The sequence below is a fragment of the Oceaniferula marina genome (genome assembly GCF_013391475.1).
Lineage (GTDB): Bacteria > Verrucomicrobiota > Verrucomicrobiia > Verrucomicrobiales > Akkermansiaceae > Oceaniferula > Oceaniferula marina.
The window spans coordinates 87471-101606 of sequence record NZ_JACBAZ010000002.1; the positions used below are offsets into that span (position 1 = coordinate 87471).

5 protein-coding genes are annotated in these 14136 nt (G+C 46.3%); all 5 read right to left on the reverse strand.

Annotated elements, in window-relative coordinates; translation table 11 throughout:
* Position 1 precedes the first annotated feature (1 nt).
* The 5 genes from HW115_RS05070 to HW115_RS05090 all read right to left on the reverse strand — a co-directional run bounded on the left by HW115_RS05070 (position 2) and on the right by HW115_RS05090 (position 14134).
* Positions 2-4876, reverse strand: coding sequence for an AAA domain-containing protein (locus HW115_RS05070; RefSeq protein WP_178931515.1), 4875 nt, complete (start codon positions 4874-4876; stop codon positions 2-4).
* 226 nt (positions 4877-5102) lie between these two features.
* Positions 5103-6671: a DNA cytosine methyltransferase gene (locus tag HW115_RS05075; protein WP_178931516.1), complete on the reverse strand. Its 1569-nt coding sequence runs from the start codon at positions 6669-6671 to the stop codon at positions 5103-5105.
* Between the two features lie 74 nt (positions 6672-6745).
* Complete coding sequence (gene drmB / locus HW115_RS05080; protein WP_494408122.1) at positions 6746-8707, reverse strand: DrmB family protein; 1962 nt, start codon at positions 8705-8707, stop codon at positions 6746-6748.
* Entirely contained in the window at positions 8704-12411 is a 3708-nt protein-coding gene (locus HW115_RS05085) for a helicase-related protein (RefSeq protein WP_178931518.1), read from the reverse strand. Before HW115_RS05085 ends, drmB begins: the two co-directional genes overlap by 4 nt.
* Positions 12412-12418: 7 nt before the next feature.
* Complete coding sequence (locus tag HW115_RS05090) at positions 12419-14134, reverse strand: nuclease-related domain-containing DEAD/DEAH box helicase (protein ID WP_227021293.1); 1716 nt, start codon at positions 14132-14134, stop codon at positions 12419-12421.
* Positions 14135-14136: the final 2 nt, after the last annotated feature.

Sequence of the window (14136 nt, forward strand, 5' to 3'; positions counted from 1 at the left end):
ACTAGTGATCTCTCTTTATTAAATTAAACTCTTTACTACCCTTTAAAGCCTCACGCTCAATATACTGATTTACGCGTCCCAAAGGAGTATCTGGTAGCTGTGACCAAAACTGAAAGCTTCCCACGATTATGAGCCTCTCTTGAGCCCGCGATAAGGAAACGTTAATCCTTTCCTCACTGTCCGTGTGACCTGTAATCTTCTTCCTGTTCGTGCGAGTCGGCGAAAAGATAATTATAGGGTTCTCTTTCCCTTGGTAACTATCAACAGTATCCACTTTGCACAAATCTTGGAGCTCGCGAGAGAGCGAGGCTGCCCATATTTTTTCTTGTATCTTCAATGCCTGCGCTTTGTAAGCGGTTATGATACCAATAGAGGCTTCTACTCCCTTCTTGACCTGTTCTTCAGCAAGGCCTTGCACCAGTTTCTTATCCTCATCAATCATCTGAAGGATTTGCATAATGACCTCGATCTCACTCAGGTTGAGATAGCTGGTATAGTCCCTTTTTTCTTCAGCCTCAGTAGGGTTCCCCGTATCAATCCATGTCACTTCGGATCTGATCTGCTCAGGCAATAACTCATAAGCCTCAGGGCTTCCTAAACGCCCATTGGACAATCCTCCTATCTCTGGATAAAAACAATCAGACACAAGCCGATTGATCGGATCAACCATTCGATACTGAGTATCCAAGCTCTTAGCAATATCCCCCCCTATTGACGATCTGAACACCCGATGAAAATCACTCTGTTTAACGGCTCTAGGATCACACCCTAAACTATGCACGACTTTATCGATTAACAATCTATCGAAATGAGGAGGCAGCTGCTTATGATCTCCCACTAATATCACTTGGTGACCAACCTGCATAGCGACTGACAATTCACTAGGGCCGCAGCGAGCAGCCTCATCGATTATCACCCAGTCAAAATCTTTCTTTTCGACACCTAGGTTCCAGCGACCTATACCTACACAAGTGCCTGTAACAATCTGACTTGTATCAACCAAAAAGCTATCAAAGCCACTTACCGGTGATTCTAGAATCTTAACCCAATCCAGTGCCAGCTCAATGACATTACCTAAGGTCCGCACTGCTGACATATTAGATACACTATACCTTTCCATTAATAGAACCTCCAATGTATCATATGATCCAAATGGATCAGCCTCATCTAGGTAAAGGTCACCAGCATGCTGTTCACAAATCTCAATTATCCTCTTCTTCAATCGGTTTCTTACCTTCTCGCTATCATCCCGGTTTGACAGCTCAGACTTAGACAATCGCTGTAGCTCATCAAATAAGGGCAAGAGTCTGGCTCTCACAATTGTAAACTCCTCAACAAAGGGTTCAGGCAATCCTAACTCTACTCCAACTGGGGCTACACGCTCTACCAAGCGCTCTCTGAAAAAGTTTCTATAGGTCGCTTGTAATGTATCTGAGTGATAGGATATTAAATCGTCACTCAGTGAACTTCTTCTACCAACACGAACCAAAGAAGGTTCCTGACCTTCCGAACCGAAGAGTCGCACAATCTGATCTGTTGCATTATTAACAGCCTCATGCGACTGACTAACGACTAATATTTTCGAGGATGGCTTTTGAGTTGCGATATAATGCACAGCAGCTGCGATAACTCTCGTCTTACCTGTTCCTGGAGGTCCCTGTATCAGGCTTAATGGACATTGTGTCAGTGAGTTGACCAACGCTTGCTGCTGAGGCTCATTGAGGCCATAGCTTGCAGGTAGCACTAGATCTTGGTCAAACTCATCAGAATGACTGATCGACCCCTTATCCCCTGAGAATGTATCAATCAGTGCATGAGCCGTGGACCTACGTTGAAGAATTCTCTCTGCCGCTTTTCTTCTACGTTCATATGACATCCTCGCCCTCTTATCCTGCAAACGTATAATGCTTCCGTTCTTTGGTGGAAAGAATGACGGATTATTATTATTAAACACTAACTTACCCACTTCCGCATCGCCAACTTCTGACTTATGTATGTTCATCTTACCTATGAATCTCCATCCATTTGAGGTCTTGGTTTCCAATGTTACATCAAGCCAGTCATTGGTAATAACACCATCAAAATTCTGAGATACGATTAACTGGTATTCCCCAGGGCGCTGATACAATGAATTGATATCTTCCACCTTCACTGTCGGAATTATTTCCTCTTCAGCATTCAGAATAGCTTCCCACAGTCTAGGAACATCAACAACAGGTTCAACATCGCTCCCATTCATAGCCCCCCTGTCTGGGCGATTAACAAACTCAATAGGTTCTATCTTCTCAGTCTTGTCTCGAGGCGAATCAAAGGATTGATTCAGGTCAATACCTTCGTGCAATCCCTTTAAGCCAGACAAATTCATACAGTCCCCCTTCATTAAATGAACCCGCCCCTTATACTTGTGCTTGTTATGCCTCATTGCTGTAGCAAAACGCCCAGCTGAAGAGTCCTTCAACCAACAATTTTCCACGGCACCTGAATCTCGGTCTACTGCGATATCCAGCCTCATCGTTTGAGTATAAATCGAGATTCTGCATTTCGTAGGGTCTTTCCTATCATCTTGTAACTGAATAGGCATTCCTCGCTCATCCCCGGCAAAAACCACGTTATCCGTAATGAACCGCGAGTGCGCTATCAAGATATGAACTTTCCCATCCTCTTCTGTCTGAGGCAGCCGCATCAGCTCTGCAATAGCTGTAAGGGTTCCCTCAAAATCCGGGTTTGCAACACCAGGACTATATAAAGGATCTATGCAATCTCCTAAGCGCTCTATAAAACCTTCATCAATATGCTGATACTCACGCTCCAACACATTGACGATAGTCTGCTTTAAAGCATATCCATCACGAGCTGGGGTTGCAACCTCATCCCCCTCATCAGGAGTGTATGCAGGACTCAGTCTCTCTGAACCCACTGGTGAGTAATCCACAACATCCAAAAGCTTAACCGTGAAGCCATGGTCTTGCTTCTTCGTCAGCAGAATATTTGAGGGCTTGATATCCCCATGATAGATAGACCGCCTATGTAAATCCCAAACGGCTTCAACCAAACTTGTGATAAGATCTACGACTACCTCATCCTGAATCCTTGATAAATCTTCTTCCTCCAAAGTTGAGCCCTCGCACCACTCCATCTCCACATAGCCTCCCATTCCAGTGAGACCAAAATCAGTAATGTTTTGGAGATATGGCAAAGAGTGCTTCTGTAGAGTGAGGCACCGTTCCAAGAAATTCAGCAAATGAAGATTTTGCTCTTCAAGACCTTCTTGATACCGCGCCAACATCCACAGCTTCACCTGACCAGCCTCAGACTCGGCGCCTGTTCTATAATGGATACATTCCTGATTTTGCTTCAGGATGGTGTCCTCAGCTAAATTCGGCATAAGCAAACGTTCCCGTTTAAACTCATCGAAATAACGCTCCGAAACCACTTTCTCTTTCTCCACCTTGATGCACCGATTAAATGCATCTAGCGCTGCCTTGGCATTTGCAAAACGAGCCTCTGGCTCCCAGTCCAACGCTCTGTCAAACCAAGCTTCAAACAACTCAGCTTCTTCGCCTTTCCTTGCAGACCAATGCGGAACACCATCATCCAGAGAAGGGAGTTCACCGAAGATAATTTGATGAACCGATACAGCGGCAAGGAAAACATCTTTACGATAATGGTCTGATATACAATCCAACCGATCTTCCGGTAGCGTAGTCGTATTGGCCTTCACCGTAGTCCGGACCTGACTGATGGTTTTTTCATCCGGGACATGAGCGGTAGCGAAGCCTGACAAGGAAACCCTCTCAGGAACGTCCACCCAAACACAATGGTCGCCTAAATCCCGGTGAGCAACTTTCAACTCATGGAGCTCAGCCACTCTTCGAAGAAGCATCGTAGCCATGCTCACTCGGTCATTAAATTTGAGCTTGTTCTTATACTGGGCTGAAGACTCCCTCAACCGCTTCATAGAAACGGGCAAATCATACAGCTCAAAAAAGTCGTTTGTAACGGAGGATCGGCCCTCGTTAGATATAGGCCTTAGAAATGCTCCACTCTGATCCAGAATTGGGTTCTGCTCTTTCAGGTAACCAATTGCATCCTCTTCCCTAAGGGCAATCTGCTTACGATTGGACTCTTCCCGGTAAGCGCCATCAATGTCCGCCAAACTTTCAAAGTCCCAAACTCGAAGTAGCGCACTTGAACCCTTCACCCCTGGTTTCTTAGCGAAGAACTCTGAATAGATCTTCTGTGGATGTTGAAAACAGTAATCATCCTCAGCTTTAAATTCATTATATGAACGTGAGCTCCCTTTAAAGTTCTGCTTACCCTTGAAGAAGTAATCCAGCTCTGTCTTCATATCCGCTATCTCCGTCGTTTGCTCCAATCGATGTCTTGAGACCAGCCAGCTCCCCTTCTTTGGGAAAGCCTCCATAAAAGTTTTGAAACTTCCCAGCCTCACAAAGTAATCTAAATCAAACGTATGCTGCTTGCTTTCTTCACTTAGTGTCGCTCTGCTTGCTCGCCCTGTTAATAACACACAATGATCAACCCATGGAGCATCAGCCTTTTTAGTCAAATGTCTCTTGAGACGGCCGGCCAGCACCTTAGCTTTCTCTCGAATAGTTATGACTGGAGACTTCTCAGTTCTCCCAGCTGTCTGCCACCTCTGCCCTTGATCATCAATAGGGTGATCCCAGTCTTTGATTTCAACTGCAATCAATCGATCCCATGCACATATAATCAAATCAATTTCACCTCCATCTCGACCAATCATCTCGAGTGAGGCATACGCAAACCACTCATTCGGAAGTTTTGATGCTAATGCTGTAAGAGCTTTTATTTCGCGACGATGGCACCCGCTAGGGTTAAGAGTATGAATTTTCATAAGTGGGCTGGGAAAAGGAGATGACCGCTAAAACATAAGCTGACAAATATCTATACTGATATTGCCGCTGATATTGATCAAATCGGCCCAACAATTCTAGTAATAAAGTAACAAATTGCTGACGGAGCTACAAAGACTTCTACTCGCCCCCCCGAATGATTTTTCTGGCTGCTCATACCTTGCTTAATTAAACAGAGACCTCAAACGTAGACAACCTTTCCGCAACTCAGTATTTACCTTTAGGTCTTCGTCCAAGCATCTGAGCGACTTTACAGGCTATCTGCCATGCCAAGTATGGTGGTACGGCGTTACCAACTTGGTGGAACTGGGCAGTGCGGGGGCCTTGGAAAAAGTAATCGTCGGGGAACGTTTGAAGACGTGCCGCTTCTCGCACAGTCAGACTCCTGCACTGTGTAGGATCATAATGAATGTAGTAATGCCCATCCTTGGAAATATGAGACACAACCGTAGTCGAAGGTTGATTTTTACACTGCACACGAAAGCGGTCATCGAAGACTATCTTCCCTCCTGGCTTCTTAACATTCTTGTGAGCTGGAAGGAGAGAGCTGGGGTAATGGGTCAATTTAGGGCTGACATTATGCTCAAGAGCGTAGCAAGCGGCATAAAAATAACGCTGCAAATCACTGCCCATATGATTCCTGCACACGTGATTGAAGACGTAAGGAAATTTTTGTTCCTGATACCATTTTTCCAGAGCCTTGGGTTTTGTTTGCAACTCTTCAGATGACCTCGTTTCGATATTAACTCCGTTATTCTGAGCCTTCCTCAACTTACCAAGCTGGTGAGTGAGTCTGCTTGCCAGACCTGCATCTGTTTGTTTGAGCTCCTTGACCCAAGAGTGCGTTTTAATTTCTCGAATGCTTTTACACCAATCACCATTAGAACGCCGAGAAAAACCACTTCTGAGCTTGGGAAGATCTTCTATAACATCGGACACCGACACTCTGGTTTCAGGGTCAGGAACAAGGTGTTGCATCTTTATTTTAGATCCACGCTTAATGCCGATGATGAACACTCGATGACGTTTCTGAGGAACTCCAAAGTCCTCTGCACGAACCAGAAAATCCGATGGCACATATTCACCTTCGATATCTTTCTGAACAGGTTCAACCAAGGGATAAAGATCGTATATAGCTTTACTGGGCTTCTTCTTAATTGAAAGGTCTGTCGCTTTGCCCGGCTCATGTAAGTCAGCCAGTATTTGCTTAAAGATATCTATCTTCTTTACATTGGCAGATAAAATCCCTTTGACGTTCTCCATAACAAAGACCGATGGGGAATGATCGGCAACGATACGGAGATACTGCTTGTAGAGAAAGTGTCTGTGATCTTCCTCAAAGTCAGGATCAGTGCCTCTCATGCGAGCCCTACCAGCAAGTGAATATGCCTGGCAAGGTGGGCCTCCGATAAGAACCCATTCTTTAGCTCCTTTGAGAGCATCATTAATTCTTTTTGATATCGCAGTGTCAGGAAAGTCATCTCCGCCAAGCTCGGCCTGCCATGCTTCGTGAGCAGCCTCTTTATATGCTTTGGGGTGATGGCGCTTAAGTGCTTTTAGAGCCTCTTCAGGTGCAGCCTGAGCCTCCACAAAATATTTATCGAGACTCGATCTCCCATTTGGGGTTTTGCGAAGTATGCGTGTAAACGAACGAAACAACAAAGTTTCATGAGCTTGGGCATCACATTCGATCGATAACTTAATGTCAAACCCTGCCCGGGTGAATCCCTCACCCAAGCCACCAGGACCAGCGAAGATATCAATTATTGGTAACACGGCTTGATGTTATGTATGAAATCCGAAAAAATCATCACAAAAAACATCAAGATCCGGGATCTCTATGTAATATCTCACGGCTTTATTAATATTGATGCTCTGTGTGATTCCAACACAAGGGACCTGTCGAGATAGCGGTTAAAGCATTCACAACTTGTTTCAGGTAACAATGCGCAGCTGTGGCATGCTGCCAGATTCAACGACTCCGGCCCCTGACCGGAATCTGCAGATTCTCGGCAAACAGGATCCGCAGAACACCATTGAGCCTCCTCAATAGCATTAGAAACCAGTCGTGATAGGTTCTCCGGATCAGCAAGCCTTACAAGCCCTCCCAACGTGCCTTCGGAATCACCAGCGGCTGTATATATTAAAAGGCCAGCCATCGGATCTGCCGAGTCGTCCGACACATAAAGTCTTTCTCTCAGGGCTGACGAACCATAACCACACTCGAAAACCAAACGATTAATCAAAAGGTGCGACAAAGTATGTATCAGAACCATCCTCGGGCTGATTTCCAAGGGCTCCCAATCATATTGCAGAACACACTCATCATGATTATCCTGCAGTTTACTTACGTGTTGTTTTACTGCTTTAGAGTTCTCCCACTTATTTATAAGCCCCTCATCGAATGTAATAAAGATGCCTTCGCCCCTTACCACCGATGCAGGAAGCCACCTTTCTTCTGGATTAGCCGGTAAATTATCCCATAGCAAGTTTGTTGGAGATGGTGCTCCATGAGGCGGATAGCTTAGAAGGCGAGAAAAACCTGCGAAGACACGGGTTTCCTTGAGGCTTTCTACCGCTATGATTTGATCCACCAACTTACTTGCCACCCCATCAAGTTGAGTGGAGTCAAGTTTCCTGAGGATGAGATCGCCTGATCGATCTGTATCTTTGAGCAACGCTTGGTATTCGTCAGCACGGATCCTAGCTTCCTGCTCCGCTCGGCTTAAAACCCCAATATTAGCGGGTTCCTCTGGTGGCATTGGAGGAGCTTCGGCATGCCCTTGCAAGGCGGATTCTATCTGCTCATCAGTATAACCACCAAGTCGGGGCTGTTGTGATTGGGTATCGAGCTTTCTCACCCCCCTGACTATGTCTGGGATTTCCATGTCCGACATGCGTAACATTTGAATCCGTGTTCTAAATGAGGATTCTTCAAGGATCAATGAAAGTTCATTGGGGTTGGGGGTATATTTTGGGGGGACGTGGATGGCGCTTCTCACATCTGCATAGTGAACATTCGTCGAGTTAATGAGTACCGCGCGCAGGGGGCGTTCACAGCTATCGTTATTTACTGGGCCTAGCCATGATTTCTTTCCCTCGCAAAGGTAAGGATCTGGATAAGCGGCCGTATTGTTCTGGTTTTTTTTGACGCGTAAATAACGACTCAAACCGCTCCACCCTTCAGGCTGGCTGCTATCGCCCCTCATTTCTCCCTGCATAACTAACCCCAGAGACCTAGATACATTGCATCTTGTGCACTCTACTCGAATCGAGTCAAGAGAACCTGACCCTTGGGCTTTGTATACCAGCGAATTTGTGCAAGCCCTATGATCATCTGATGAACGATGTACCCATTCGAGCCACGGAAGGTCCTGAAGATGGCCATGATCACACACTGCAGCAAAACGCACTTGTGAAAGTCTGGCCCGTTTACAATCTTCGCCCGAGCATGTCAGGTGCCCGAAGTTGGTCAGGGATGCTTTCTTCATTCTGCCGCAGCGTGGACAAGCAAACCAAGTAGGGAATCGAAACACAGGAGTCATAAGTACAGGAGCCTCTCCGCTGCTGCGATTTTCCGGGCCAGGCGCCATGCGAAAGTGCGATACATTGAGATCTTTCTCAAGGCGAGGTTCCCTGATCACTAGGGGACCTTTAAGTATCTCCTCGTGACTCGCCTTGTTTCCGTTTCGGTCCTTAAACCAGTGATCAAGACCACCGGTTACGACCCCTATGCCACCTTCCAATACGTGGAGTGCTCCGGGACCAAAAGGAGCTATGAGCTGTGAACGTCTTATCGGATTTAATCTCATAATTCTGAAATAGTTTTGGTTTCTGATTCAGTGTCGCTGGCATCAGCGTAACTAGGTATAATGGGCTGACACTCTGAGTCCACACCTCGTAATGAATTTGGTGTGGGCCAGACTTTGTTGACCCATCCTATAGGGTAGGGGCTGCCCGGGGGCAGTATCAACGGCTGGTCGCCGCTGTTCTCCTTAGGGAAGTATTCCTGCCATCGAACGGATCCGAATTTTTCCCACTCTTTTCTTCGTTTCCTATAACAATCATCAAGATCTGAGAGCACACGTTTTTGCTCCTTCGGGTTGGTGCACAATACTTTAACACGCTGCTTCAACAAGTCGTAGGCTCTATCTGCAGCAAGCTCAAGAGGCGTACCATCAAATGGCCAAGGGGCGGACAGTTCATCCAAGGGCAAAGTCTGCCTGACCCACGCGATCATGATTGCGTGTAATGCACGTTCCATTACCGGAATCGTAAACGGTGTCACACTTGCCGGCTCTACCTGAGCATAAAGTCTCGAATGATATGATTGAAATTGTTCATAATGTGAACGATCCCTTGCCTTAGTTGCATTGTAATGAGTTAGAATAAGACCTTGAAGATTACGGCCGACGCGACCTGTGGCTTGGATATACTGGGCCGTCGTTTTAGGTTGACCCGCTACTGCCATTAAAGCCAGTCGGTCAACATCAACACCAACTTCAATGATGTTCGATGCCAAGCAACAGTCCACAGGATAGTGCCCCCTTGCTGGCTTGCTTGTGTAGGCCCTTGACAGTGATTCGAGGGCCTGTGGAACTTCGCTGTTGCTTAATCGTCCTGTTAGCTCAAGAATTTCATATATATATCTGTGCTTTTGGTTGGGAAACCATCTGCGTTGGATATTCTTTAATCGTTCGGGAATATCAGACCCGAATAACGTTAAACCACCACCGAGTTCCCGCAGACTATTATAAAAAATTAGCAAAGACCACCAAGGATCTCTGTCATCATCATTGGGAAATCCTTGAGCAGCGGCTATTAGTGCAGCATAAGTTCTAACACTTGCAGTTAGTAATGACGAATAATTCAAAGGGAGAAGGCCAACATAAAGTCGGCCGGGTCTCCTTTTACCCTTTTCATCACGCGAGTACCTGGCAAAAAAAGAATCCGATGCATCCACCCCTGGAGGAGGAAAAATGGATGTTTGGGGACGCGCATAAAGATCTTTGATCTGAGACTCTGACGCTCTTGTAGTGGCTGTAGCAGCAATAAGCTTTGGCTTTACGGGCTGACCTAAATTGCGATCATCGGTTGCCAAAGCATCCACTAGTGTTTCATACAAACCTACCATACTCCCCAGAGGACCTGTAATCAGGTGGAGTTCGTCCTGTATTATCAAGCCGGGAGGGGATACCCTGCGCGTTCCTTCGCTGTCTATACCGAACAGGCTTCTACAGTTCGACTTCCATGCAAGTGATGCAAACTTATCCACTGTAGCGATGACAAATGTAGGGGGCTCGTCATACAGATCTTGGTCGATTACACTTATGGGTAGAGCTCTGGCGAAATCACATTTTCTGTCCGGGCAATGCACTATTACCGTACCGTTACCGCGACGTATACCGCTGACATCATAACTGTTGCCTCTTCCCTGGGTTTTACGGGGACCGATTTCAGCACCACACCAAGGACACTTAAGCAACACCATTTTATAGTCTTCCGCACCGTTCCTTCTGGTTTGGGCTATCGATGTCACAGCCCCATCGCGGCTATTGGGGGTGGTCGAGCTTCCGACCCAGATCCCAATGGTGAAGGGGGTAGTACCAAGTCTTTCCGCTAGATTCTTGCGAATAATCTCCATGGCGCAGATCAAAGATGACGCCCTCTGAAATTGTTGTGCGGTCAGCAGCCGGAGTGTGTATCTCATTAATACATCAGTGCCAACATCAGCAGGATTTCTTAACCTACGCATGAAGATTGAAAAAGCAGCACAGCCCAAATAAGCCTCTGTTTTACCCCCGCCTGTTGGAAACCAGATAAGGTCGACTATCTCTCGTCCAGGATCGGATGGATCGGCAAGTGATGTGAGGTTCATCAGCAGAAATGCAATCTGAAAAGGTCTCCATGATCGATCTATTGCCTCCTTGGATGTCAAATCAGGAGCGACATACTCAGGCTCATAGATATTCCTCTGTATCTTTTCATCCCTTATACGGATACGGGTTCTGGCTCGTGAGGCCAAGGCCTGCATAAGCATTGATTTATTAGTAAGACGAAAAGCTATCGAGGCCTCTGAATCAGGATCGGCTTCAAGAAGACGAACACCCCGTTGCATACGGTTCATAGCCTCGAGGCAATCCTCGATATGCCTTGAAGCCGCAGCCTTGTACTTTTCTTCCAAATCAACTATCTCCTCTTTTTTTTCATTGATCCAGTTTTCATATAAGCTGACCAACTGCCGTAAGTGGCCCAATGCCTCTTCAGTTCTATTTTCATCAGCCAGCGTAGTGAGAGGTATTCGGAGCTCCTCAAGCTTGCCCGTTGAAGAGTCCTTGTAAGTTAAAATTGGTGTGATAGAGGGGCTTTCATGGGACGGCAGGGCCTCCGCTATTACCTTTTTCGCGTGGAATGCTTTTTCATCAGCTTTCCAAGTTCCGGCACACCCGTGACCCGTGGAGAAAGTTCTCTCGTGTCTGTAAAGAAGATCAAGGGATTCCTGCTCCTCACCCGCGTTTACTATTTTACTGCTCGGGTAGTGAAGTATGGCCTGATCTGAATCCTGCGATACCACCTCAAAGCGTGCTTGAAAAAATGAATGCTCCTCGGCAAGATCTTTACGACATTCGGTTCTGTTTACCAAACTCAAGGTGATCAAGCGCGCAGTGTCGGGATGCTCAGTTCCGGGAATCCGCTCCCGACCTCTTACGAGAAATTCCATCTGCAGCTTAAGCGGCGGCAGTCCCGGCAAAACAGGCACATCAATAGGAACGGGTTCTACCGGGGCCTCCACATTCTTGAACTGATGGAGTGGAATCGAAATCTCGTGTTTCACCGGATGACGAACCCACCAGTTTTGGTTTGTTGTTTTCCCTTTAATACGGACATTACCTGATCTTTTGTACCGTCCTCCAGTGACATTTATTGATATGTTGCCGCCCACTCCAGAGTCAACTACAAAGGATAAACCAATACTGCGTTGCTTTCGTTGATTAGCCAAACGTAGATCCGAACTGTCAGAGTCCGAATCACTGTCATCCTGGCTTCCTTCGGATAACGCTTCCCCCGAAAGCTTGGCTCTTTTTTCCATATTTTTAGCCAGTTTGACCTCACGCTTCCCGATCTGATTTCCAGCTTCATAGGATTCATCCTCATTCTCTGAAAACTCTTTTTTTCCCACTGAAACGGCCTCCTCGACAGCATGGACTTCGCTATCATTACCAATCTCCTGATCAGTTTGTGGAAACAAAATCCCAAGACCATATCGACTGCTGGGTTTTTCATCTTTGAGAATTTCTTCACCTGTAATTTTGTCCACAGGCCTGGTAGCATGGTAAGCTTTCCAGTCGTCAAATTCTATACGTTCGCCAACATCGTAGGGAGTAGACTCCACAAGCAAAGATTCTTTCCCCAAGTCAAACGGGCTATCTGGCCCAAAAATTTCACCTGCCAATGCAGCTAGCAGCTTGGCTCGATTATTAAGGTGATGGTGTTCTTTTTTGGATACTACTGACATTTTATGATTAGATAAGTGATCTTACGAAGGGTTTCAGATCTGAGTTTAGAAATATACCAAGCCGGTGCAGTGCACGAGAGAGACCCACATAGAGTAGTGATTGTTGCTGGTCAGTCGGCATACGCTCAAAATCAGCTACAATCACAATGGGTGCCTCCAGGCCTTTGAAACTCTGAATAGTACAATACGATATACGATTCGTTCCGGCGTGGTATGGTTCAACACGATTCACCCAGTCGGGATGAAGTTCTAAATCCCTGCCCAACGTATTCTCTTTGTTTGGGCTAAGTATGACTATGTCCTTCATGGAGTAACCGTCACTCAAGCATTCCTTGATGAACCGGGATACTTGTTCCGTCTGATCTTCCCGCGTTTCCCAAAAATGGAGTTCAGGGTCCGACTTGTCATCCCCACGAAGCACTCTGCTGTATGGAGGGGATAGGGCTCCGAAGGAAACCACATAATCTGATATGGGTAATGTATTGCGGCAGTTGGTAGTAATTTGATAACGTGCAGCTGATGGGCTTCGCTGAGCTATAAACTCTTCGACACTCACTTCTCCCCGGGTGAATATATCTTGGCCTAAAAAGTCGCCGAAAAACAACCAATTGCCACCCGCAAGACCTCCTTTAAGAGCTAAGTCTATCACATCTAGATAATGGTTCCGCAAAAGATCTTGGGCTTCGTCTAATATCAGATAGTCAAATGGCTCATACTGATTATCTTCAAGCAAACGATCCGAAGCTATGCTTGCCAACCTACCTTCGAAGTAATCCGTAGATTTTTTATCTTCGGGAGTCAACAGAGGTTTCGCTATGTTAGTCAGCCACGCATCTATGTTGCAGACCGTGCATCGGGGGGAGCTTGCTACTAGACTCTTGGATAGCTCATCCCCAAGCAACTTGTTAAAACAAAACACACCTATTTTAGCATTAGGATTATCAGCTGTAATACGTCTAGCCGACTCCATGGCTAAAACCGTCTTTCCTGTTCCAGCGGCACCACTGAATACAACGCGTGGATTCCAAGCCATTTGATCGAGCGCCATGTACTGTTCTTCTGTTAATTCAAGCAGCTGCTGATCTTCTTCTTTTCTCCGAGACTTAGGAGAGACTGCAATTTCAAAACGTGGACGTAATGCAAAAAGCAGCGATTGACATCTTTCACTGGACGCGTGGACTTCAGGAGTCCGGGCAGCTCTCACTTGGTTTTCCATAAGGGTGTCGCGACCATGCTCCAGAATCTGGCGGATGGTTTTTGAGATAGGACGGCTTGTAAGTTTACGTCGATCGATCACCTGCCAATCGTGCCATTCCGGGCTTTTGATCAGAAAGTCCAAGCGTGGAAAACTCACAGCCGACCACATGACAATTTTGTTATATGATGAATCAATGCCGATAAGATATTTCCTGATAGAATGTAATGCTGATGATGCTTGTTTGAATGGTCCTCGAAGCTCCGGAGTATCATGTCCAAGGTGCCATCCCTGTTCGTCGTACCTTACGGAGTTATGGGATTTAACCTCAAGAACCAGCACTCCCAAATCGGGCACTATGACTATGAAGTCGGCTTCGCCGCTAACTTGAGTTGTATGCTTGGCTAAATCTAAACTATGCAGGACAATCCAGTCGTCTGTATCTGGATCATTTTTCAATAAATGCATTACACGATGCTCCCCGGGTGGAGCTTTGCTAGGACAAGTAGAAGGGACCAATAGAGCCATGA